This window comes from Emticicia agri, assembly GCF_004168285.1.
Lineage (GTDB): Bacteria > Bacteroidota > Bacteroidia > Cytophagales > Spirosomataceae > Emticicia > Emticicia agri.
This window is the reverse complement of the sequence record NZ_SEWF01000007.1, coordinates 94,541-119,028: the sequence shown is the minus strand read 5'-3', so window position 1 is coordinate 119,028 and position 24,488 is coordinate 94,541. Positions and strand designations below refer to the sequence as shown.

23 protein-coding genes and 1 tRNA gene are annotated in these 24,488 nt (G+C 37.7%); 8 read left to right on the top strand and 16 right to left on the bottom strand.

Annotated elements, in window-relative coordinates:
• Positions 1 to 462: 462 nt before the first annotated feature.
• Positions 463 to 1,314, bottom strand: coding sequence for a glycoside hydrolase family 16 protein (locus EWM59_RS06685; RefSeq protein WP_130020170.1), 852 nt, complete (start codon positions 1,312 to 1,314; stop codon positions 463 to 465).
• A 110-nt stretch (positions 1,315 to 1,424) separates the two neighbouring features.
• Here EWM59_RS06685 and EWM59_RS06680 point away from each other — a divergent pair, with 110 nt between their 5' ends.
• Genes EWM59_RS06680 through EWM59_RS06665 form a run of 4 tightly spaced genes read left to right on the top strand, consistent with a single transcriptional unit; the run spans position 1,425 to position 5,739 of the window.
• Positions 1,425 to 2,291, top strand: coding sequence for a hydroxypyruvate isomerase family protein (locus tag EWM59_RS06680; protein WP_229239296.1), 867 nt, complete (start codon positions 1,425 to 1,427; stop codon positions 2,289 to 2,291).
• Between the two features lie 24 nt (positions 2,292 to 2,315).
• Positions 2,316 to 3,533: a hypothetical protein gene (locus EWM59_RS06675; RefSeq protein WP_130020168.1), complete on the top strand. Its 1,218-nt coding sequence runs from the start codon at positions 2,316 to 2,318 to the stop codon at positions 3,531 to 3,533.
• Positions 3,534 to 3,550: 17 nt separating this feature from the next.
• A complete protein-coding gene (locus EWM59_RS06670; protein WP_130020167.1) occupies positions 3,551 to 4,591 on the top strand; it encodes an SMP-30/gluconolactonase/LRE family protein in 1,041 nt (346 codons plus the stop codon).
• 38 nt (positions 4,592 to 4,629) lie between these two features.
• Entirely contained in the window at positions 4,630 to 5,739 is a 1,110-nt protein-coding gene (locus tag EWM59_RS06665) for a PepSY-associated TM helix domain-containing protein (RefSeq protein ID WP_130020166.1), read from the top strand.
• A gap of 46 nt (positions 5,740 to 5,785) precedes the next feature.
• Here the strand turns inward: EWM59_RS06665 and EWM59_RS06660 are convergent, their stop codons facing one another.
• Both EWM59_RS06660 and EWM59_RS06655 read right to left on the bottom strand, forming a co-directional pair.
• Positions 5,786 to 6,721 (bottom strand): sugar phosphate isomerase/epimerase family protein, encoded by a 936-nt coding sequence (locus EWM59_RS06660; RefSeq protein WP_130020165.1) that lies wholly within the window; start codon positions 6,719 to 6,721, stop codon positions 5,786 to 5,788.
• A 25-nt stretch (positions 6,722 to 6,746) separates the two neighbouring features.
• The gene (locus tag EWM59_RS06655; RefSeq protein WP_130020164.1) at positions 6,747 to 9,245 is read right to left on the bottom strand and encodes a M14 metallopeptidase family protein; all 2,499 of its coding nucleotides are present in this window, start codon (positions 9,243 to 9,245) and stop codon (positions 6,747 to 6,749) included.
• 179 nt (positions 9,246 to 9,424) lie between these two features.
• Here EWM59_RS06655 and EWM59_RS06650 point away from each other — a divergent pair.
• Together EWM59_RS06650 and EWM59_RS06645 are read left to right on the top strand one after the other, a co-directional pair.
• Positions 9,425 to 9,496: transfer RNA gene (locus EWM59_RS06650), tRNA-Glu, on the top strand.
• Positions 9,497 to 10,006: 510 nt separating this feature from the next.
• A complete protein-coding gene (locus EWM59_RS06645; RefSeq protein WP_130020163.1) occupies positions 10,007 to 10,912 on the top strand; it encodes an OmpA/MotB family protein in 906 nt (301 codons plus the stop codon).
• Between the two features lie 85 nt (positions 10,913 to 10,997).
• On the opposite strand, the gene EWM59_RS06640 is transcribed toward EWM59_RS06645, so the two are convergent.
• The 6 genes from EWM59_RS06640 to EWM59_RS06620 form a co-directional block, all read right to left on the bottom strand.
• Positions 10,998 to 11,336, bottom strand: coding sequence for a hypothetical protein (locus EWM59_RS06640; protein WP_130020162.1), 339 nt, complete (start codon positions 11,334 to 11,336; stop codon positions 10,998 to 11,000).
• Positions 11,337 to 11,344: 8 nt separating this feature from the next.
• On the bottom strand, positions 11,345 to 12,997 hold the full coding sequence (locus tag EWM59_RS06635) for a M28 family metallopeptidase (protein ID WP_130020161.1): 1,653 nt from the start codon (positions 12,995 to 12,997) through the stop codon (positions 11,345 to 11,347).
• Positions 12,998 to 13,129: 132 nt separating this feature from the next.
• Entirely contained in the window at positions 13,130 to 13,480 is a 351-nt protein-coding gene (locus tag EWM59_RS06630; protein ID WP_130020160.1) for a DUF1801 domain-containing protein, read from the bottom strand.
• Positions 13,481 to 13,508: 28 nt separating this feature from the next.
• Entirely contained in the window at positions 13,509 to 14,306 is a 798-nt protein-coding gene (locus EWM59_RS06625) for a penicillin-binding transpeptidase domain-containing protein (RefSeq protein WP_130020159.1), read from the bottom strand.
• Positions 14,307 to 14,377: 71 nt separating this feature from the next.
• Positions 14,378 to 15,052, bottom strand: a complete 675-nt coding sequence (locus tag EWM59_RS28365) for a hypothetical protein (protein WP_229239295.1) — start codon at positions 15,050 to 15,052, stop codon at positions 14,378 to 14,380.
• Positions 15,049 to 16,482: an alpha-amylase family protein gene (locus EWM59_RS06620; RefSeq protein ID WP_229239294.1), complete on the bottom strand. Its 1,434-nt coding sequence runs from the start codon at positions 16,480 to 16,482 to the stop codon at positions 15,049 to 15,051. The genes EWM59_RS28365 and EWM59_RS06620 overlap by 4 nt, the downstream gene beginning before the upstream one ends.
• A gap of 128 nt (positions 16,483 to 16,610) precedes the next feature.
• On the opposite strand from EWM59_RS06620, the gene EWM59_RS06615 reads away from it, so the two are divergent.
• Complete coding sequence (locus EWM59_RS06615; RefSeq protein ID WP_130020158.1) at positions 16,611 to 17,018, top strand: lipocalin family protein; 408 nt, start codon at positions 16,611 to 16,613, stop codon at positions 17,016 to 17,018.
• A 103-nt stretch (positions 17,019 to 17,121) separates the two neighbouring features.
• Entirely contained in the window at positions 17,122 to 18,357 is a 1,236-nt protein-coding gene (locus EWM59_RS06610) for an alkaline phosphatase family protein (protein WP_130020157.1), read from the top strand.
• A 110-nt stretch (positions 18,358 to 18,467) separates the two neighbouring features.
• Here the strand turns inward: EWM59_RS06610 and EWM59_RS06605 are convergent, their stop codons facing one another.
• From EWM59_RS06605 to EWM59_RS06575, 7 genes are all read right to left on the bottom strand, one after another.
• The gene (locus EWM59_RS06605) at positions 18,468 to 18,926 is read right to left on the bottom strand and encodes a GNAT family N-acetyltransferase (RefSeq protein WP_130020156.1); all 459 of its coding nucleotides are present in this window, start codon (positions 18,924 to 18,926) and stop codon (positions 18,468 to 18,470) included.
• The gene (locus tag EWM59_RS06600) at positions 18,926 to 19,312 is read right to left on the bottom strand and encodes a MoaF-related domain-containing protein (RefSeq protein WP_130020155.1); all 387 of its coding nucleotides are present in this window, start codon (positions 19,310 to 19,312) and stop codon (positions 18,926 to 18,928) included. The genes EWM59_RS06605 and EWM59_RS06600 overlap by 1 nt, the downstream gene beginning before the upstream one ends.
• A 35-nt stretch (positions 19,313 to 19,347) precedes the next feature.
• Positions 19,348 to 19,872, bottom strand: coding sequence for a DinB family protein (locus EWM59_RS06595; protein ID WP_130020154.1), 525 nt, complete (start codon positions 19,870 to 19,872; stop codon positions 19,348 to 19,350).
• 57 nt (positions 19,873 to 19,929) lie between these two features.
• Positions 19,930 to 20,391, bottom strand: coding sequence for a RidA family protein (locus EWM59_RS06590; protein WP_130020153.1), 462 nt, complete (start codon positions 20,389 to 20,391; stop codon positions 19,930 to 19,932).
• A 78-nt stretch (positions 20,392 to 20,469) separates the two neighbouring features.
• Positions 20,470 to 21,774, bottom strand: a complete 1,305-nt coding sequence (locus EWM59_RS06585; protein ID WP_130020152.1) for an acetyl-CoA hydrolase/transferase family protein — start codon at positions 21,772 to 21,774, stop codon at positions 20,470 to 20,472.
• A 104-nt stretch (positions 21,775 to 21,878) separates the two neighbouring features.
• Positions 21,879 to 23,363, bottom strand: a complete 1,485-nt coding sequence (locus EWM59_RS06580) for a DUF7133 domain-containing protein (protein WP_229239293.1) — start codon at positions 23,361 to 23,363, stop codon at positions 21,879 to 21,881.
• A 7-nt stretch (positions 23,364 to 23,370) separates the two neighbouring features.
• Entirely contained in the window at positions 23,371 to 24,474 is a 1,104-nt protein-coding gene (locus EWM59_RS06575) for a plastocyanin/azurin family copper-binding protein (protein WP_130020151.1), read from the bottom strand.
• Positions 24,475 to 24,488: the final 14 nt, after the last annotated feature.

The window sequence follows — 24,488 nt, the reverse complement described above, 5'->3', positions numbered from 1 at the left end:
TAAAAAATACCCTGAAATGGGTATTGGCAGGTATCAAGGGCTTTGCGATATTTGCATTGTAATCACGCACTTGTTATAGCCATGAATATATCCTTCTGACTACTACCTTAACTTAACAAATAAATAATACTTGAGTTCCAACCTTTTTACGGAAATTAGAGTCATTTTAGGAAAAGTAAAGGAGTATGAAGAAGATTTTTTACGAATATTTTGATGAAATTGTTGTCGTGATGATTTTTATTGCTATAATTGCAGTAAATGCGTGTAAAGCGTAAGGCAATAAGCCATAAAGTCACCGGCCCGTTCGCCAAGGCCAACGGCTCGATGATTTTAATAATCAACAGCAGTTTGACGAGAGCAAAAGCAAGAGTCATCTGATTCTTGCTTTTCTTATTTCATCAATTATGTTTCATGGTAAGTGCCTTATTATAAGTGCTTTTCCCGCTATCCACCATAAATCATTTATTTTTTTACTCCTTGGTAGACTCTCACATAGTCTACCTCCATTCGTTGAGGGAAGATACTATCATCTATCCCTTTTTGTCCGCCCCAACCTCCACCAACAGCTATATTCAGTATTAAGTGAAACTTTTTATCAAAAGGCCATTCTGCCCAACCGTAATTGCTTTGCTTTGGAAAGGTGAAATATTTATTGCCGTCTATCTCAATAGTTATGGCATCAGGTGTCCACTCGCAGGCATAAACATGAAAATCATCTGATACCCCGGGTACTACCACATTATTCCCTTTATTGGTTTTAATGGTATGATTAAATGCTTTTGTATGAATATTGCCATGTACACGGTCCTGGTCGAAACCTACATGTTCAATAATATCAATTTCACCGTTATCCGGCCAGTCGCTGGCTCCGTAGTTTTTTTCAGTAGCCAGCATCCAACCTGCAGGCCATGTGCCTCTTCCTTTGGGGAGTTTAGCTTTAATCTCAAACCGCCCATAGACAAAGTCTGCTTTGTTTTTGGTTACCAACCGTGCTGAAGTATAATCATTGTTTTCCATTTTTTCTTTTCTGGCCTCAATAATCAGCACACCATTTTCTACACGTGCATTTTTGGCGTCTTTGGTATAGTATTGTTTTTCCTGATTGCCCCAGCCATGTCCGCCAATGTTGTAGCTCCATTTAGTTGGATCAGGCACACCTGAATAGTTAAATTCATCTGCCCATACAGGTTTAGCGTCGTCAATAACGTACTTGGGCGGGCTTTCAATAACAGAATCATTTTCCTCAATTTTTTGGCAGGAGATATATAGTGTCAGTATTGAGAGACTGAAACTGAATGCAAATAATTTTTTCATAAGCGAAGAATAGATTAAAAGAGTGATTTTATACATTTGTATAATTTCAACCCCTCATATTTTAAATACTTTCCAAAAGTATGGAAAATTCAAACTCTCGCCGTAATGCTATGAAAAAAATTGTTGGTGGAGCTGCAACTGTAGCCACAGCAGGATTAATTGCTTCCCGAATTGATGCCGCCGATATCGGAATGGGTTCCGAACTCAAAGGAAAAATCAATCACTCCGTTTGTCGTTGGTGTTATGATTCGGTTCCGTTAGATGCCCTCTGCAAATCGGCCAAAGATATTGGTTTAGCCTCCATAGAATTATTGAAACCAGAAGAATTTGAAACGGTTAAAAAGCACGGACTTAGTTGTGCGATGGTTTCGAGTACCTCAAAAGATTGGGGAATTGTGAAAGGCTGGAATAAAAAAGAACATCACGAAGGTTTAGAAAAATGGCACAAATACCTGATTGACGAGACGGCTAAAGCAGGTTTTACCAATCTGATTTGTTTTTCAGGCAATCGGGATTCCGCTATTGACGATGAGCAAGGGATGAAAAACTGTGCTGAGGGCTTAAAGAGAATACTGTCTTATGCCGAAAGCAAGAAAGTGGTTCTGGTAATGGAATTATTAAATAGCAAAGTGGACCATAAAGACTATATGTGCGACCATACTAAATGGGGAGTAGATTTGTGTAAAATGATAGGATCAGCTAATTTTAAACTGCTCTATGATATTTACCATATGCAGATTATGGAGGGCGATGTAATCAGAACTATTAAAGAGAATCAACAATATATTGCGCATTATCATACGGGAGGTGTACCGGGCAGACACGAGATAGATGAGACACAGGAATTGTATTATCCTTCAATTATGAAAGCAATTGCTGATACGGGCTTTAAAGGTTTTGTAGCTCAGGAATTTATTCCTGCCCGTAAAGATAAATTGGCTTCATTGAAACAAGGAGTAGGGATTTGTGATGTGTAATGTTAATATTTCCCTCATCTTCTGATGCGAACATTCCTGAAAGTTATCTGTAGTTTTTTTCTGCTGCTATTGCTGTTTATGCTGATTCATTTGAGTGTAAAATTATATGATCAACCTGAACTGATAATTGATAATAACCATGTATTGAATCAGGATGTTATTAAACAGTTACACTTTCTGAAAAATGAAATTCATCAAGGGAAAGCAGATGAACTACAACAAATTTTTCCGGAAGGATTTATCTTTTTTCATGTAATATATGGTTTAACATGGTGTGAGCTTATTGATAAAACGGATAAGCGTAGTCAGTTAGCAAAAGAAGCAATAGAGGAAATTGATTGGGCAATCAAGCAAGTGAACTCTGCAAAAGGGAAGAAAACTTTTAGAAAAAATCTGTCTTTAGAATATGGGGCGTTTTATCAGGGTTGGACAACACTATTATCAGGTAAAAAACTCTCCCTTATCGATTCAAGTCAAAGAAGAAGTATTGATATAGAGAATTTTTCATTGAAATGTGAGAAAATTGCTCATGCTTTTGAAGCAAAAGGATTTTCTTATTTACGTTCGTATTCTTCCGGAACATGGCAGGCTGATAATATTATATGTTTAGCTTCATTAGCTTTGCATGACAGACTATTTGCCCCGAAATATCAGGAAGTAATCAATAAATGTGTAACTTATATAAAGACTGATTTAGATAGAAATACAGGGTTGATACCTCATTCAACAGACGAAAAATATCCCAGAGGCTCTTCGCAAAGTCTGATAAATGTTTTTTTACCCGAAATTGATTCAGTATTGGCCGAGCAACAGTATGTGAAATTTAAAGCACATTTTCTTGACCGTCGTTTAGGATTAGTAGCTATTCGGGAGTTTCCCAAAGGTCATGTTGGGGCTGGTGATATTGATTCAGGTCCTATTATCTGGGATGTGGGAGGAGTTGCATCTATCGTAGGAATCAAGGCAATGGCTATTCATAAAGACTTTGCCATAGTCAGAAGTTTACGCAATAACATAGAAGGCCTGAGCTATCCTATAAGTGGCAAACAACAAAAGAAATATTTCTTTGGTACTTTTCCGATGGCTGATGCCTTTATTGCCTGGGCTAATGTAACTGTCATAGACGAGAAACAAAGTCAGGCAGAAGCTAATCATAAAAAGGTTTTTCTACTGATTGCCTTTAGCATAAGTGCGCTTATTGTATTGATATTTTATGTATTCTGGAAAAGAAAAAAGAATTGATTAAAACAGACTATCCTATGAAACTCTGGTTAAAAATTACTTTAGTAATATTGCTGTTGGTAATCGCATTTATTCTTAGAATTGCATGGAACTCAGGTTTTTTCACAAAGATAGAACCACATTTTGAAGGTAGAGTAACCGAAATCAAGGGTTTTAATGGGGCAGAAGATATCACAATCGATAAAACAACAGGGTTGGCTTTAATATCCTCAAGTGCTTTTACCGAAAATGCCCCAAATGGAGCTATTTATCTTTTAAATCTTAAAGAAGATACTCCTCAACCTAAAAAACTGACAGACAATTTGCCATTTAATGATTTTCATCCGCATGGAATTAGTTTGTATCAAACGGACGAAGGGCAGAGAATACTTTTTGTCATTAATCATCATAGAAATCAGGATAATTCTGTTGAAATATTTCAGTTTACGGATAGTAGTTTGATTCATCAAGAAACCATTACAAATGAGTTGTTTATCAGTCCTAATGATATTGTTGGCGTAGGGGACAGACAGTTTTACCTGACCAATGACCATGATGAAAAAAAATCGTGGTTGCGTTCGAAAAAAGATTTATTGCAGATACCTATGGGAAATGTATGCTATTTTGATGGTACTCAAGGAAGCATTTCGGCTGATGGATTTTTATATGCCAATGGAATCAACGTGAGTCAGGATGGTAAAAAACTATTTGTTGCGGCTACTACCGGAAAAAAAATCAAGGTCTTTGACCGAGATATCGTATCGGGAAAGCTGACAGAAAACAGTGAAATTGCTGTAAATGGGGCAGATAATATAGAATTAGATGAATCGGGCGATTTATGGGTGGGATGCCACCCGAAATTACTGGCTTTTTTAGCGCATTCGAAAGACCATTCAAAATTATCACCTTCTGAAATCGTTAAAATTTCTTTTGAAAATGAAAAACCTTCAGTCGAAAGTATCTATCTCAATGATGGAAATCCACTTTCCGGGTCAAGTGTTGGAGCAGTCTGGAGGAATAAAATGCTGATAGGCAGTGTTTTTGGAAATAAAGTGCTGTTGTGTTCGTGGCGAAAGTAACAGGAGACTAATTTTATACCTTGTTTACCAAAGAAAATATGAAACTGAACCGTCAGCTTTTTAGAATACACAGTTGGCTCGGGCTGGTTAATGGCTTTTTTTTAATTTTGTTAGGGCTAAGTGGGTCAGCACTGGTATTTAAAGAAGAAATCGACGTTTTAGTCAATGAACAATTGCTGACTGTTCAGGAAAAACCGAAGAAACTGCCACTTGATTATTTTTATAAAGATATTGTCAGGCGTTATCCAGCCATTGATGGTATTGCCTGGCTGAACCCTGATGATGCTCCCAATAAAGCCTATAATTTCAGGCTATATCTCAACGATGCCCGTATTACCAGTTATGATTTAGGTCTTATTACCTATGACCCATTTACAGGGAAAATTCTGAGAGAAGGAGAATTACAAGATTTAACTCCCAGTGCCATCAACTGGATTTATCAGTATCACTTCAGTCTGCAATTGGGTGTGCCGGGTACTGCCTATGTAGCACTTTTAGGCTTATGTATTATTCTTTCTATTATTACAGGTGTAATTATTTACAAAAAACACATTGTGCAGGTTTTAACTTTCCGAATAAAAATTAACCGTAAAAGCTGGCGAACTATCACTTCTGATTTACATCGTATAATAGGTGTGTGGGCATTGTTTTTCAATAGTATTATAGCATTTACCGGATTCTGGTTGAATTTATTTGCTTTTGAACCTGAAGTATGGATCAAGGAAATGATTCCGACCAAATCTAATACAGTAGCTAAAAAATCATTGGATTCTTTATTTAAACAGGCAACCATACAAATGCCGGATTTAATGCCGCAATATGTTTATTTACCAACGCAACCTGCCAAGAAATTTTTTGTAAGAGGGGCTGTGAAAGGTGAAGCGGCTATATGGGCAGGAAACAATTCTATTCATTTTAACCCGCAAACAGGAGAGATGATAAGTATAAGCCGTATTGCTGATGAAAGCCTTTGGAATAGAATAGAAGCTACTTTTTATTCATTGCATATCGGTAACTATGGAGGCTTACCAATTAAAATAATCTATATTATTATTGGGCTTACTCCGGGTTTCTTGTCTATTACGGGGTTCTTACTTTGGCAAAGACGTAGAAAAAGACATAAACTGGCAGTTCGTACAAAAAAATAGGCGTTCGCAAAATTTATTTTGCGAACGCCTGATATATCTTTAGGACTTAATACAAGACACTTCTTAATAAATCTACGCTTTTCTTAACGCCTGAATATGGGTCTTCTTTTCCTTCAAATTCAATGGAAACATAGCCCTGATAGTTCACTTTTTTCAGAATATCAGCAATACGTTTGTAATCTAAATCAAGTGAATACCATACGCCGCCACCATAATAGGTTTTGGCTTGTACAAAACTGGTTTGCGGAGCTATCTTCTCCAATTTATCGTAAGGATTCTCCAAGAAATTACCTGTATCCATTAATAAACTTAACCACGGTGAATCAATGGCATTTTTGATGCGTAGCATACCCTCCGGCGTTGAGCCAAGTCCCCAGTGATTTTCGAGTGCTAATAGTACACCACATTCTTCTGCTTTTTTTAAGCATTGCTGAATACTGTCGATACACCATTTAAAGGCTTCATCTTCTGTATATCCTTCAATGGCAGGTTCAATACCTCGTTTTGCCATGAAATCATCAAAAGACTTGATTGTACCCCAACGACCTGTATTTAAACGCATACAAGGAATTCCCATTTTATAGGCCAATTCGATACAATGATTTGTATGGTCGATGTGTTTTTTCAATTCTGCTTTATCAGGATTAACAAAACCCTGATGGATAGAAAGACAGGTCATGGCAATACCGTTTACAAAAGCATGCTTTTTGAGTTTTTGTAAATAAGCATTGTCTTCACCGGCCATCTGGCGGTGCAAAACATCAATACCTTCGAGACCTAATTTAGCTGCATCATCAATTACTTTTTCTATCGGAAACTTCTCTCCTTTAAAGTGCCAGTAAGAGTAGCTGGATACACTTAGCTTTACTTTGTTAGTGGCGGCGGCAGGAATAATGGGTTGCGCCTGAGCAATAGCAGGTGCACAGACAGCAGCGCTGCCTAATGCCGCATTTTTAAGAAACGAGCGTCGGGTTGAATACATGGGTATGAATGAAATCAGGTTATGTTTAATACACTAAAAATACTGCATTACCAAATATAAGCTTGCCACTATACCAGAAACCTCTGAAAATAGGGTCATCAGCCATATAGACAATTTTTCCTCTGCCCATTTCGTGTACACCAAAAATCAGCGTATTCTTCATTTTATCTTTGGCTTTTTCACCTACAAATCCGGTTATGTAATTATTATCTTTTACATAACCAACGTTCCAGCCTTCTTTCATGTATTCAAAATTGTAAGGGTCCCGGGCCAGTAAATTATAGCTGCCATCAGTACCATAGCCTAAAGGGTGCGTTTTGTCAATTTCTACTTTATAAATAGCACCTACCACTTGTTCCGAAATACTTTCACGCTCTCTTGTACCGTAGGTTTTTAACTCTGGTTTATCATTAGCCGAATTGTCTTTCTTACGATTTAACCCATAACCCTCTTTATCAGCAAAATAACTGGTGGCACCTTCCATCGCAATTACTTTTCCGCCGCCTTGAATCCATTTTTTCAAGGCATCTCCATTCCCAAAAATGCGCTCATAACTGCCGTCAGCTAAAATCAAAACATCTAACTGGTCGAGAGGTACACGAGAGAAAGTAGAACCTTCAATTACTGTAATGGGGTAGTGAATCTGTTGTTCAAAGAAATGCCAGACTTCACCAAAAGCAGTAGGGGAGATACCATCGCCGGAAATAACAGCTACACGAGGGTTTTTCAGTACATTAACTGAGCTGGAACCAAAGTCGTTGCCTGAAGTAACCATACCCGAATTAGAGGCTAACAGATTAATATTAAACGTTTTAGCTGCTGATTGTACAATTCTGTCAAACTCGTCACCCAATCTTAAATTGTTGGTTCGGGTAATGATGATAGAACCCACTTCAAATTTTCTTCCGCCAGTTTCAAACGGATTTTCGTTGAAGCGAACCTTAATGCCTTTTGACAGGATTTGCGACAAGAATTTTACATCTTCAAACGAATTATAAGAGGCCACATAGGCATAAGGCTTGCCTTCGACAGTGAGTGCAGGAATTGTATTGCCTGATTGAGGATTGCCAACTGATAATTTTTCTTTGGTAGCAAATGCTTTTAAACCATAGGCATAAGGCAAGCCCCAGGCCGTAATATCATAAGTAAGTGAATCTTCTAATGTGGTTTTAGGCTCAAATAAAATTTTAACAAATGTACCTTTAGGCTGATAAGTGCTTACAATCAGGTCATTGGCTTCTACTTTAAAACTCTCATCTTTCAGGCTTTGATAGCCAAAACCTGACGCAGAGGCTTCTTTGGTGGCATAGCCGTAATTAATTTGTAATTTATCAAGAAGCCCTGCTAATGCCTTGACTTTCGCTTCATTGCCTTTGCTTTTCAAAACAAATGATTTGTAAGTGCCTACCGGATTATTTTTGTTACGTTCAAAGAATTTGACAAACTCCTCAACCGTTTTATCTGCTCTTGAAGAAATGGCTTCGAGCGTAGCCAGACTTGCCGAGAAATGATGAGAGATTCGATAAGACAATGTTAAAGTATCTCCATCTTCTTTAGCAATAGCAATCCCTGCACGTCCGCCACCACCTTGTTCGTAGGTCATTCCTATAGCACCGTTATATGAGGGGTAGGTATCCCCATAACTTGGATAAAGTAAATCATAGTTTTCTTTTGAGAAATACAGCCAGTAGTTTTTGTCGAAATACTTTTTGTTATATTCCCCGATAGTCTGCTGAAATTCTCTTTGCCAGGTAGTCAGGTCTTCATGGTAGGGACGAGCCGACGGTGGGAAATAGTAAGGTGTATTTACTCCCATTTCATGAAAATCAGCATGTAGATGAGGCATCCATTGGTTATAGATTTTCAATCGTTGCATTGATATTTCCTGTGTTTGCCAGGCCCAGTCACGATTCGGGTCAAAAAGGTAGTGATTGAATCGTCCACCCGGCCAGGGTTCGTTGTGTTCAGCCGCAAAAGGAGTAGCATTAAAACCTTGATTTGATACTCTATTATACCATTGCGCATAGCGGTCACGGCCGTCGGGGTTGATACAAGGGTCTATGAGCACAACCGTATTTTTCAAAATATTTTGTGTAACGGTATTGTTCTTGTTGAGCATTTCGTACAAGACCTGCATAACCGCCTCTGAGCTTACGGCTTCGTTGCCATGTACATTATAGCTTAACCAGGCAATGGCAGGTACTTTGGTGGATGGTTTGCCATCTAATAAACCAATGCTTTTCAGATTGGAAGTGCGTATCTCTTCTAACTTTGAAAGATTTTCGGGAGTAGCTATGGCTACTAATACAAGCGGGCGGCCTTCGAAAGTAGTGCCATAATCAAATATCTTTACCTGTGTCGGATTTTGAGCTGCTACATGAAGGGCATAGTCAACAATGCGGTGATGAAAGCTGAATTTAGTTCCTAATTTGTAGCCAAGAAATTCGTCGGGAGTTTTAGTAATTTGAGCATTTGCCCATAGTGTATTGATGAAGAATAAAACAAGCAAACAGATTTTTTTCATACGTACATCCTGGATAGGTTTTAATAATTTTCAAATATAAGATTTTTACTTCTGAAAATGGGTGAGAAAAAAGAATTTGAAAATTTTTGACTTTTTTTTTGTGGAGATATTGCATTGTAAAATAAAAGCTGTACTTTTGCACCACGATTTACAAACGCAGACGATAAATGGAACCAGCCGGCCCTATCGTCTAGCGGTTAGGACAAGTCCCTTTCACGGATTAAACAGGGGTTCGATTCCCCTTAGGGTCACTAAATCGCTCTGCGGAAAATCGTAAAAGCCTGATAATCAATCGATTGTCAGGCTTTTGTTTTATACTGTTTAATGACTTTCTAAAATTATTAAATAATAGAAGTTGAAGTTTTTGAAAAACTTTTTACTTTAAAAACGAGTAGTGAATTTGCATGAGAGAAAATTTCTTTAAAAAATTTTTCAAAAAAATAATATTGCCTTAAATGGGTTTGTTATCTTATTCTTTTGATTAGAAATTAAACTTTGTGTACTCGTTAAAAGTGTATGTAAAGAAATAAAATAAAGCTGAATTGCGTTTATATTATCTATGCTCCTAACAAAATTTAGTATTAAAATATTTATATGTTTTGCCAGTTTTAATGATTTCTTACTAAGAAATAGTACTTTTTTGCCAAGCATTAGTACTAAATATTAAAAAACGATAAAGCACCTAATATTTAATTTTTTATTAATCCATAATTTTCGAAATTTGCGAAAATTTAAACCCTAAACATAAGGTAGATTAGTGTATGAAAACCCCATCTAAATTTCTATTTTTTATCGCAGTAGCTATTTTCATGTCGTCTTGTGTGGCGAAAAAGAAGTATGCAGGTCTTCAACAGCAGTTAGAAAAATCACAAGCTGATTTAGTAAAGTGTGGTGACCAGGTACAGGATTTCAAAGACCGTTTAGCTAAAGCTGAACAAGAAAGAGAAAGCTTACGTACTGCTACAACCAACGATATTCAACAACGTGATTCTCAAATCAAAGATTTAAGAGACCAGATTAATGACTTAAAAAGCCTACGTGACAAACAAATGGAGCAAGTAGGTAATCTGACAGTTCTTTCGAAAGCAGCCAACGATAATATCGACAAAACGCTGGCTCAATTGGAAAAGAAAGACAAATATATCAATCGTCTGCAAGCCGCCAGAACTAAAGCTGACTCTATCAACTTAGCTTTAGCAGTTAACCTGACTCGTGTACTAAGTGCAGGTATCGACGAAAAAGATGTAGATATTAAAGTTGACAAAACTGTAGTAATGGTAAATATCTCGGATAAAATGTTGTTCTCAAGCGGAAGCTACAAACTTTCAAGCAGAGCCAACGAGGTATTGGGTAAAATTGCACAAATCATTCAGTCACGTCCTGATTTAGAGGTAATGATTGAAGGTTATACAGATAATGTATCAATCAATACAGAATGTATCTCTGACAACTGGGATTTAAGTACGAAAAGAGCTACTTCGGTAGTACGTGCCTTACAAGGCAACTTTAAAATTGACCCAAACAGATTGATTGCAGCCGGTAGAGGTGAATTTAATGTTTTAACCAGCAATGATACACCAGAAGGCCGTGCTACTAACCGTCGTACACGTATTATATTAATGCCGAAACTGGATCAATTCTATGATTTGTTAAATCCTGATAAATGATTAGGTAAATCATCAAGATAATAGAAAAGCGCCACGTAAATTGTTTATGTGGCGCTTTTTGTATGTCAGCTATTCAGGTTTCGTATCAAGTCATTTTTTTCAGATGAGTAAAACCTACGCCTATGACAATAGCAGGTATTAATATGGAAAACAAAGACCATAAGCCTGTGCTGAGCAGAACTACCTGATTAGCCAATACTAAAACGGTATAAGCATATACTCCCCACTTTTTCATTGTCCAGAATCCCCATAAACAAGCAAAACCTGCAATGGAAGAGAAAGCTAAATAGGGGGGATACCAATTGCCAATTTTGAGGGCAATAGAAGAAAATATCAATGGAATTACTAATGCGACTCCTACAAAGCCAATTGTACAAATAGCGGTAATAGCTGCTGGTCGTGTTGTTTCTGCTGGTTGATTCATAAATATTATTATTTTTTTCTCAATGCCTTAAATTCTGAACCCTCTTTCCATTGCGGCCAGGTAGTTTCAAAGGCTAATCTTTTTCCTATCTGAAATAGCAGAATAGTATCTTCTATACCACCTTCCAATTTCCATGTTGAAGCATCGTACTGGTCAGTAGTCTGGTGATAAAAACTATCATTATAAGCCTCCTGTTGTTTTTGCCCGTATTCTTTGCCTTGAGGTATGGCATCAATTCCACTTCCGGTAGTCAGAGCAGGGACGCCTACTTTAGCAAAACTAAAATGGTCTGAACGGAAATAATGACCGGCTTCAGGGTGGGCTTCAGGAGCAATGTATCTTCCTTTCTTTTCGAGTTCCTGTTTCAGATAATCTTCTAACTCTGACTGACCTTCGCCTGCAATAGAAACATCTTTTGTAGGGCCAAAATTATTAATGACATCTATATTCAGATTTGCTACCGTTTCATCGACAGGATAAACCGGATTCTGGGCGTAATACGCCGAGCCTAACAGCCCTTGTTCTTCGCCTGTAACAAATAAAAAGACAATGCTGCGTTCAGGTTTATTTTTCATACTTTTAAATGCACGGGCTACTTCTAATATGGCAGCAGTACCACTGGCGTTATCTAAAGCCCCATTGTAAATAGAGTCTCCTTTGGCATCAGGTTTTCCGATACCAAAGTGGTCCCAGTGAGCAGTGTAAATGATGTATTCTTTAGGGTGGGTAGTGCCTGTTATTTTGCCTATTACATTTTTTGATTCATTAAATACCGCTTTCACTTTCATAGAGGTTGAAACCTTCAGCCCTAAAGACACTGATTTAAAGCCTTTTTGATTAGCTTTTGCCAGCAGTGATTCACCATTCGGAACAGTATTCAATAACTTTTTAGCTGCCGGTTCTGTAATCCAGCCTTCAACCGGACAACGGTATTCTTTACTGCTTCTGGTATCTAAATGTTGTTGAGATTTACCCCAGGAATTTTGCACTACACTGAAGCCATAAGAAGCCGCCGCTTCATTGTGTACAATCAGGCAACCTTTGGCACCTTGTCGGGCTGCCTCTTCAAATTTATACGTCCATCGACCATAATAGGTCATTTCTTTGCCTTTAAATAGCGTACTATCTCCCGAACTAAATCCGGGGTCGTTCACCATTACCAATACTACTTTTCCCTTTACGTCAAGCCCTGCATAATCATTCCAGTTATATTCGGGAGCAACCACACCAAACCCGGCAAAAATAATTTCTTCATTATTCAATGAGATAACAGAATCTGTATTCTCAGTCCAGATTACATAGTCGCTCATATTATTTAAAGTGAAACTGCCTTTGGCCGAGGTAATTTTCATGGTAGGGTCACAGGTGGGCGTAATTTCAACCATAGGTACTTTCTGGAAATACTCATTGCCATTACCCGGCTCTACACCCATATTTTTGAGCGTTTGTGTCAGATATTCTACTGTTTTGGTTTCACCAACCGTAAAAGGGCGGCGGCCTTGAAATTCGTCAGAAGCTAAAGTGATGATGTGTTGGGTCAGACTATCTTTATTAAAAGAACTGATACCATCTTGTTCGTCGAATGAACTTTCAGATTTACTGCAGGCCGTAAAAAATAATGCAGTTAAAATAACTAAAGAGAAGGATAAGATTTTTTGCATAAAAGAATAAGATTGAAATAGCTAAAGGTAATAGATTTACACCTTGATTGTACAGCGAACACGCTTGCCCAAATATACTATAAAATTCAATATAGAATAAAGAGAGAAAGAATCTGATTACGGTCAGGTTAGTCAGGTCAAATTATCATACAAATGAATAAGGTCTTTCAGGTTTCTGACAATTACTCCCATAGGAATATCCTCGTTCGGATTTACGATAATGCTTTGGTATTTATCTTTTAGTCTGACGCCTTCAATTGGTTCCTGCAGACACTTGTCTTCTATAAAACCCACTTGTAATTTTTTTCTGGTTACCCATAAGTAAGCTAATTTCTTGCCTTTATAATAAAAGAAAGGAATCTGATATTTCCGTTCGTGGGTTATCAGCGGATGAATACTCATTATAATATTTTTCAAGGCTAGTAGGCAGCTTTGAATAGGCTCAGTTTGTTTCAGATAGTAGTTTTCAAGTTCTGAAGGCATAAGTTGTAGATGTTCAAAAAACAAACAATTAGTTTATTACTTTTAGTTGCCGGAGTATGTTTTTAGTTATGTCTTTGCGGCACTGTCCGAAGTTTTTGTTAAGCGTGCTTCGTTTCTTTATAATACGGGTAGTAAAGAAATAGCTGTTATCGTTGCGCTCAACATATCCAACCCACCAACCAATATCGTTGCCTGATACCCTTGTCCATCCGGTTTTAGACCTGATACTGTAATTATCGGTTTCCTCGGTAAGCATGACTCTTTTCAGAATCTCCATATTTCCTTTTGAGAAAGGTAGTTTTTCTTCATAAACTTTTACCAAAAACTCAACCTGATTAACCGGAGATATAGCGAAAGCTCCGAAATTCCAGAAATCGTCATCTTTTTCCGAGAGATTCTGGTTACCATACTGGCAGCGTTTTAAATAGTGTTTATATCTTTCTTTGCCAATCTTTTTAGCTAATTCAATAAATACCCAACCCGCAGATACTTCAAAGGCTTCCTTAACCGACATATCTTTATAAATATCAGGACGATACCCATATAGTGTTGTATCTGTTTTGCCAACCCATTTTACTACCTCATTTTCATCTTTAATAACACCTGTTTCTAAGGCAATCAACAAGTTAATTATTTTGAATGTAGAAGCAGGTAAGGTCTCTACACGGGCATCTTTGCTATTGCTGAATAACCATTTTTTGTTTTTGTAATCGTAGATAGTTGTACTGCCCTCTATCTGGCAATATTTGAAGGGTGTTACAAAATCAATTTGTGCGGAAGCGTAAACAGAATAGAAAAATGTAATAAAAAAGATGGTAGCTCTCATAATGGGTTTTTAATGGGTAACATGGATTTTAAATAGCTTATTTTTATTGGCTGGTAATTTATTTTCAAGACCTATCTATTGATGACAATTCCTTCAAACTCTTCAATCTTATTAACTTTGAAGCTAATAAAACCATTCTCCCAACGGAATGGAATAGTGGTGTTTGTGTTCAGTGAAAATATTTTAGAGGGTTTAAAATCGGTTTTTATTTTAAAATTTGTCTGGTAAACAGGCAAAGCCTTAAAATACGTATTTCCGCTAAAACCTGTCAGATTTACTAAATGTAGAATCAAACCATAGCTCTGTTTTTGATGATTCATTGGAGCAGTGTTTTTTCTATATTCCTGCAGTATCACTTCTATACGCTCCGGTGCATCGGTCTGAACAATCTGCCCATTCTCAGGAAATACATAGTCTATTATATCTAAAAGGATATTTTTATGCTGCTCATAACCATGCAAGTAGTATAATTTGCCTAAGTTAATTGGTAAGATGATATTTTTGCTTGTAGGATTTTGTTTTACACCCATTGCATAATAATTGGTCGGGTCATGCCCTCCAATGATTTCCGGTGGTCCGGGTCGGCCTTTGCTCAGAATAGGTAAGTAGGTTTTATCGGCACTTGATAAATCGTACAAGCCTAAATTAAACTTCCAGAAAAGCATTTTTTGCTGTTTGAATCTTTTAAATAAATCTTTATTGTCGGGAGACAGATAAAAGCCACTTCCCTCATGGTCTTTGTTCATATTTTTGCTCCGAATAATTCCTGCAAAGATTCTGGTGAATCAAAAAAACTACGATTGGTGGCTATCAGATTCGTGCCATTCCGGCTTAGTTCTTTCAATAAGGTGATGGTCTCTGGTTTCAGATAGGTAATTTCGGGGAGAATAATCAGCCTGTATTTTTGTAGCTTTTCTTTGAGGTAGGCTATCTGGGCATCTTCAATAATATCTAAAGGCAGATGCGCTTCTTTGAGCATGAGTTGTATGCCTCTGTACTCTTGCATGGGCTCACCACTTGGCCATGAACCAGGCGCAATGAGGGCTATTTTTGCTACTGAAGTATAATTGCCGAAATACTGTTCATGCTTTTTATGATGAGCATATATTTTTTTAATTACCTCAAAATTCCGTTCATCTTCATAATTGCGCATATCGCCCATCAGACTAATATCTAATCCCGAACCATTAGCAATATTTTCGTAAAGTCTGATTCCTGCTTCTTCAGGCTCAACGGCATTATACCTTGATTGAAAAGAGATTTGTTGAATACTTGCATTACTGATAATGTGATTGGGAAAGGAATTTTGTGCATTGTTCACATTATCAGAAGCACTATAAGGCCAATAGGGCAGGCTATTTGTCTGTGATTCATGACGAATGATGTCTACATGCTTATCTAAATAGGTACAGATGGCAATCTGATTACTTTTTGATTTTACGAGTTGATGCAGACGTTCAGACCAGTCTTCTATGGTACTTTTCTTAAAGGTCAGGTATTTCTGATAAACGGGGTCGGCCTTATCTTCAATGGTTGGTAGTATCAAACCATTGCTATATACTGAAAACGCTTTTTTATCATACTCATTCTGGTCGATACCATGATACTTGCCCTCATAAGGATTATTTACCTGATAGCCCGGCATATTCAGAAAAATACCATCAATCGGGAAATTATCTATGACTTCTTCAATAATCTGAAAGGCTTTTTGTTGTACATAAGGTGCGTTGATGGACACCACATACATATCAGTGTTAATAATGCGCTCATTTTTAGGCGATATATAACACCAATCCGGGTGAGTTTTAAAAATACTCTCATGCACACGACTAAAATCAAAACGAACAATTACTTTAATGTTATGGCCATGACATTTTCTGACAACCTGCGCCAGCATATCTTCTTTCATATAAGGATTAGTATAATGAAAGTCGAGTCTGGTTTTATAAAAAGCCATAATACCTCCGGCATTGATGATGAGCGTATTGGCCGAATAATCTATTAAGTCTTTTATGAGCGAATCAGGGTTAAGAGTAGCTGCCTCATAAGCAGGAAGATTGGTCTGTATTACCCGTAAATTGTTCCTTTTCCACCAAGGCTCTCCGGTTGTTTGTGCATTCGTAAGGTTGTAAATAAAAGAAAGTAAAAAGATGATGGATAAAATGTGTTTGTTCATGAATCAGGAGTTTTGACAGATAGTAAGGCAAAGATAAGTAATCTTTGAAGCAGAATGACCTTGCTTCCCTCAAAGCTTTTGGCTAATATTGTAAACCAGTCAGGAGTATCTATCTAATGAACATTTTTATGAAAAAATTACTTACACTTGTATTCATAAGCCTGCTTTTTTCCTGTAAAGAAAGTAAACCTGAGCCCGGAAACGGAATTGTAGGCAAATGGAAACTGACTTCTTATTGCAAACCATCAGGAACAAATACCTGTACCAATACAACCGTGCCTGACAATAAAAGAGTTTTTGTAGAGTTTTCAGGGAAAGGAAGTTTCAATGAAACTTATCAGGGGACTATTCCTGTTGAATATGCTTTTTTAGGTTGTGGCAGTGGAAGTTATGAAATGGAGAGCGGTGATGTCAGGATTCGTGCGCTATGTATGTCTTCTACATTTGGCAGATTAGTAAAAATTAAATCGGTTTCTGCTAAGAAACTTATCCTGATTCCGTTTGATAATGGTGAATATGTATTTGAAAGAGAGTAACTACCTCTTTTATTTAATATATAATTCATCTATGCTTGCTCGGGTAGCCCTATTGTTTGGCTATATTTGCGGTCAGAAAATTACAACAATTGTTTACTGCGTTATGAAAAAAATTCTGTGTTCATTATTGATATTACTTTGTGCTACCATTAGTCAGGCACAAACTACCAAAAAAGCAGTATTTATTATTGTTGATGGTATTCCGAATGATGTAATTGAAAAGGTGAAAAAGCCTTACCTTGATTCTATTGCTAAAATAGGCGGCTATGCCCGTGCTTATGTTGGCGGAGATAAAGGGGCTTATTCGCAAACACCTACTATTTCGGCAGTGGGCTATAATAGCTTACTAACAGGTACGTGGGTAAATAAGCATAATGTATGGGGTAATGATATAAAAGCCCCTAATTATAACTACTGGACTATATTCCGGTTTTTTAAAGAGCAATATCCTAAAAAGAAAACTGCTGTTTTTTCGACATGGCTGGATAACCGTACCAAACTTGTAGGCGAGGACTTGCCACAGACGGGCAATATAATGACTAACTATCATTTAGATGGATTAGAGTTAGATACGGTCAATTATCCGCATACGGCAGGTAGTAAACATATTAATCTGATTGATGAAAAAATAGCCACCGAAGCAGCAAATTCTATCAGAACAGATGCGCCTGATTTAACCTGGGTATATCTGGAATTTACAGATGATATGGGTCATAAATATGGCGATAGTCCACAGTTTTATTCGGCCATAGAGCAGATGGATGCACAAGTGGGGCGTGTCTGGCAGGCTATTCAATACCGGGAGAAGAATTTTAAAGAAGAATGGGTAATTTATATTACTACTGACCACGGGCGTGATGCCAAAACGGGAAAAAATCATGGTGGACAGTCGGATAGAGAAAGAGCCACCTGGATAGTTACCAATGCTAAAAACCTGAATTCGTATTTTCGTAATTATCAGCCCGGTATTGTAGACATTATGCCTTCTATTGCTTCGTTTATGGATATTACTTTTCCGAGAGAAAGACAACTTGAGATTGATGGAGCACCTTTGACAGGAAAAATTTCAGCTATAAAACCCACTGCTCAATTCAAAGATGGTAAGATTGATGTATCATGGAAAGCAATTGATAAAAAAGGACAGGCTAAAATATGGCTGAGTACGACCAATGATTTTGAAACCGGGCAAAAGGATACCTATGTATTGGTTAAAAAAGTGCCTGTTGACGCTGAAAAAACTACAATTGATGTACATTCTTATAATTCTTCATTTTATAAAGTTGTTTTAGAAATGCCTTATAATACCCTTAATCGATGGGTGGTGTTAGAGAAGAAATAAAGACTTAGTTTGATGACGTAGATTTTAAAAATAGAACAGACGGATTGTGATTTCTGTCTGTTCTGTTTTTATTAATTTGGGTATGTTTAAAGTTGTATCAAACTTTCAGCCTATACTATTTCCAAATGCAGTTTCATACCCTCATGAGTAGCTTTGAAACCTAATTTTTCATAAAAATTTAGAGCTTCAGGGCGGCTCTTATCTGTAGTAAGTTGTAAGATATGTGCTTTTCTTTCTTTGGCTCTTGCAATAGCCCATTCAAACATTTGTTGGCCGATTCCTGCCCCTCTTACATCTTCCCGGATTCTTACTGCTTCTATCTGTGCCCGGATACCTCCCTGATAGGTAAGGTACTGGATAAAACTTAACTGCAAAGTACCTATTACTTCTCCGTCTTTTTCAACGATAATTAACTCCTGATTCGGGTCGGTATCAATATTTTCAAAAGCCTGATAATACTTTTCGGGTAGGGGTTCACGATAATCCTCTCTTAACTTACCCAATTTATCGTTGGCTAACATCTGAACAATAAAGGGGACATCTGCTTTCGTAGCTTTTCGGAATAGCATTATTTCTTGGTTATCTTAGCCTCGGCCAATTCGATTTTTTTATCAATTAATAAATAAGACTGTACTTTGTTTTTATTGAAATCAATTACCTGACTAACACCTATGCCGTCAGCTTCTGCCCAGGTAACAAATACGTTATTGCCCTCTAACTCTTTTTGGTAATATCTGTCAGTTTCCTGCCTGCCTTTTTCTTCACCATATACGCATTCCCAACGTAAGGTAGTATCTGTCAGACATTTTACTTCATAGCGTGCATCACCATAATCATATATATAGGTTTGTCCCACTTCCAGTTTTCCTGCTTTTATTAATGGAATTTCTTCTCCTTTACCGATACAGGATACCAGAATGGCGACTATAGGAATTGATAGTAATTTTTTTTTCATAGTTTAGAATAGATTTGTTAGAAATTTCAGTACTACTAAATTTTTAAAGCAGCCACCTGTCCCCTGTGTCGGTCAATATGAAACCGTAAAAACTCTAATCTTTGCCGGATATCAAATGGGCCGGAAATCGGGTGAGGAAAGGTCATGATAGTCAGGTCTTCGTCTGTCAGTTTATTAGCAAGCCCATTAAGAGGTATATCTAAACTTTGCAGATAATTTGTCCATAAATCAATAGGGCCACCCACTCTCGGAGCAGCACTGGCTGGTACTATTTCTTTGGCCTGCCAGGTTCTCTCAATAATTATTTCAATAGATAAACCTTTGTTGATTTGTTCGCCCTCCCAAACCGACTTGCCTTCTTCTTTAGCCTGAATGGTTTTATAGATGGCTACTAATCCGTTTTGTTCAGCCCAGTATAAATGCTCGGTAATTTCTATGGCATTCCAGACATTTTCTGCCATTTTATTACTTATCTGATATGGATTCAGACTATTAACTTCTGATAAATATTCTGCCCGTGCTTTGCTAATAGCATCAATTAGCGATTGTACTTGAGTCATAGGGAAAAAGATATAATTGATTTCCTAAAGTAGCTAAAAAATGTATATCGGGAAAGTTTATTTTTTAGGGATTACAGCTGTAGCTTCTATCTCAATCATTACATCGTCCCGATACAATTTGCTTACCTCAACCAAAGTACTCGCAGGTGGATTTTGAGTATTCACAAACCTGTCTCTGACATCTCGTACCACTTGTATTTTACTTACGTCTCTGATAAAGATGGTTATTTTGGCCAGATGATTCATATTCCCACCTGCTTCTTCAATAATGTTTTTGATGTTGGTAAAAACCTGTTCAGTTTGTCCGGTAAAATCGTCTTTGCCGACCAGGTTTCCTTGTTTATCTAAAGGTACTTGTCCTGCAATGAGTATCATGGTAGCATTGCCTAAATCTATCTGGGCCGTGTGCGAATATCCTTTGGGAGTAGAAACCGAGTTTGGATTAACCAGTTTTAAAGGACTTTGGGAGAAGGTATCAAAAGAAAAGGTCAGTAGTATAAATATCAGGATAAGTTTCATTTGTTGTTAATTTTAGTCCACCCAAAATTAACAACAAATTCCTGTTTTTAACTATTTATAAAGTTGAATCTCAGTAAATTACTTATAAGTGTAAATACCCTGCGAATATTGATGTTTAAATCGCTCAAAAGCTTCTTTTTCAAGGCGTTCCTGATGTTCCGGGTGAGCCACCTTTATCAGTTCTTTGGCTCTTTCTACTAAATTTTTTCCATATAAATAGGCAATTCCGTATTCGGTTACTACATAATGCACATGTGCACGGGTAGTTACTACACCAGCCCCTTCTTTCAGGTGAGTGGCAATTTTAGATTCACCATATTTAGTAGCGGCAGGCAGTGCAATAATGGCTTTCCCACCTTCCGACAATGCTGCTCCTCTGATAAAATCCATTTGCCCACCAACACCCGAATACATTTTATAACCAATACTATCGGCACAAACCTGTCCGGTAATATCAATTTCAATGGCACTATTAATAGCGGTTACTTTAGGGTTTTGTCTGATAATGGATGTATCGTTTACATAATCGACTGGTAACATGGTAATCAATGGGTTGTCGTCAACAAAATCATAGAGTTTTTTACTTCCGTATAAAAAGGTTGACACAATTTTACCACGATGCTTTTTCTTATATTTTCCTGTAATCACGCCTTTATTAACCAAAGGAATTACGCCATCTGAAAACATTTCGGTGTGAATACCCAAATCTTTATGATTGCCTAAAACAGATAAAACTGCATTCGGGATGTTGCCTATGCCCATTTGCAGGGTAGCTCCGTCTTCAACCAATGAGGCTACATGACTACCTATTTTTTGCTCTATTTCGGTAGGATTTCCCCATGAAACTTCATGTAAAGGTGCATCGAAAGGTACAAGATAGTTAATTTTACTACTGTGTATCTGGCTATCACCTAAAGTACGGGGTACAAATTTATTTACCTGTGCAATTACTATATCGGCCGAGTCAAGTGCGGCTAATGTAGCATCAACAGAGGTGCCTAAGGAACAGAAACCATTTTTGTCGGGAGGAGAAACAGAGATTAAAGCTACATTGAGCTTAATTATTTTCTGTTTAAAGAGTCTAGGGATTTCGGACAGAAATACCGGAATATAACTTCCACGGCCTTCATCAATGGCTTTTCTTACATTTTTGCCTATGAAAAAAGCATTGGTATGAAAAATACCCTCGTATTCAGGTCTTGTATAGGGTGCATCGCCTTCTGTATGTAAATGGTATAATTCAACGTGTCGTATCTCATCTGAACGTTTTACGAGGTTGTCTATTAAATACTGAGGAGCAGCCGCTACACTATGTACATATATTTTATCGCCCGATTTAATTACCTTCAGGGCTTCTTCTGCTGAAACTATTGGCATCTTCAAATAAGGATGATTCGTGTTGCAAAATTCGGATAGTAAGACATTAACTCATATGATATTTATCAGTAAAGCTTATGTTTACTGCCTTATTTTCATTAACCAAAGAATCATTCTAAGAGTTTATTCAAAGTATAACAGATGAGGTTGTTGAATAAGTATTTATCGTCGTTTGTTTTTAAATCTCCTGTTCTTAATTCATACACATACCCTGCTTTCATATCAGCCAGTTCAATGGATACTTTTTTTCGGTCGGCTGATAGCTTAACAGCTTTTACTGGTATATCCTGCACATCAAATTGTTTAGAACCATAAGCCTGATGGTATTCGTAATAGTAACGTTTGAATTTATAATTAGCTAAATCAATGGCGGCTTCTTCGCTGAGGGGTAGGGTAAAAGTTAAATCAAAACCTGTTTTGGTCAGATTCATAGCCATTATATCGAGATGTGTTTTACCTTTCCAGCTAATGTGCTGAATACCTCTTGAACCTGCCCAACCGTGGTCGTTCTGACCTACCCATAGACTACCATCGGGTGCAAAAACTAACCGATTGTTGCCAATACGCATTTTCGAGCCAAAATTCATAGGAATGCAGGCACCTTGTAAAGCACCACCCACTTCTTCAACCAATATTCTCATCACATATTTATGATCCATGTCGCCAACTATCATCTGTCCGGCAAAGGGGCCGAATTTTCCGTTGGTATTATCCCAGATGGGTTGGGTAGGGGAATTGGCAAAATAGCCATGAGGAAACTGAATAGATTCTTTTGTGCGCATACTATCCAATTTTGATACAGGCAATTTAATAGGTACTACCCTTGGGAAGTCTTCTTTCCAGATTAGACCTGCCGGATGCCCATAAAATTTACCTTCTTCTACATGGAAAAGTTTACTTGTTCCGAGCCAGTCTCCCTGGTTATCTGAAACGAATAAACGGCCTTTTGCATCGAATCCTAAACTATTCGGCGACCTGAAACCTACAGCAAAAGGATGAAGTTTGCCATCTTTGGTTAGTTTCATAATCCATCCTCTGTAAGGTACACAAGAATACATACGGCCGGGGCGTGAAAGAGAATCGTAGGTACCTCTGATTTCTTTTCTGATACCTGCGCCATTAGAAGCTAAATTGAGTGCAATATAGAGATTGCCCTGTTTGTCTGCCACAGGGCCAAAAGCAAATTCATGGTAATTTCCTGATAAGCCGAAGTCGTCGGTTACAGTTTCATAATCATCGGCTACTCCATCGCCATCTGTATCTCTGATGCGGGTGAGTTCAGGCCTTTGCATAATCAGAATTTCACGATTATTAACTACTAAAATACCTAACGGGTCGTGCATACCTTCGGCAAAAAGTTTCCACTTTTTGGTTTTCAGGTTATAGGTCATTATTTCGCCTCTATGAAAACAGGCGATAAACCTGCCATCAGGCATAAAACCAATAGCACCTGTTTCGGCAATTAAGCCTTCTGGCAATGGAATATTTTCAACCGTATAATACTGTGCAGCCGAGTCTTTAGGTGCATAGTATCTGGCATAGCTATTCTGAATAAAGAGTAAGCTGATGATTAGAATGGTTATATTTCGAGGCATTTTCATCTTATTTTATCATGGTTAGGGTTACTTTCTGTGTGCCTGTCGGGATTTTCAGCATACCCTTATCAAACTTGCCTACCGAGCTTTTATAGGTAACGCCATCGTCGGCTTTCGTGAGAAAGTAAAGCGGTTGAGTGTTGTTTTTAAAAGTAAAAGTCCTTTTTAAACCTGCACCGTTGGGCAATAAGGTGAGCGTTTCTTTTACCTCAATCGTATTTAATAAATATCTGAATGTAGGATTGCGATTGGTAAAATGATAACCCTTAAAATGAACTTCAGGCGTGTTATCAGTATTTCCGACCCGGAATGGAAACCCTGTATTATCACGCCAGTAAACATCACCCACTATTTTAGTAAGTTTACTGCCGTTTCCTTTCCATTGCTCGCTGTTATCTACAAATCCACCAGACCAGGCATACCGTAAAAAGCATTTTCCGGCATCGAAACAGTAAGATTCCGTCTCAGTCAAAGCAACTGCAATCGCTGCCGGACTGCAATCTGGCATGAAAGTGCGGTAATGTAATGGGTACTTTAAAGGATAAGGATGAGGCGAGGGGGTAGCCATGTGATGCCCGGCATGATTTGCCATAGTGCCTGTTTTTTGCCTTTGTGTCTCCGGCACGTTCAGGTCTTTTTCAAGTGGAGGTAAAGGATTTGTTGTTACATACATAGCGCCATACATAATGTATCCATGCCCAGGATACGTACATACATAAGGGTAGGTACCTTCTTTATCCACCATAAATGTGATACTTTCCATTTTGCCGGGTTCAAGAATTTTAGTATGCGCAATAACTAACGGAGAGTTGGGTACATAATCCATTTTAGCACCTTTGTCTGCTAATTTCAAAGCCTCGTCAACCACTTTAACTCTTGAATCGGGCTGGGTAACCACAAGATTATGTGCCATATCATCATGGTTATCCAAAGTAATGGTTACACGTGTATTAGGACGAACAGCGAAACGGGGTAAATCAAACTGCAAATTGCCTAAAACCTTGATAATAATGGTAGTATCTTGCTGAGCGGATAATGGGAAACAGGCAGCGCATAACCATAAAACCAAGCAAGAGATGCATTGCTTAATAGTAAAAACAGGTTTCAACATAATAATTCCTTAGG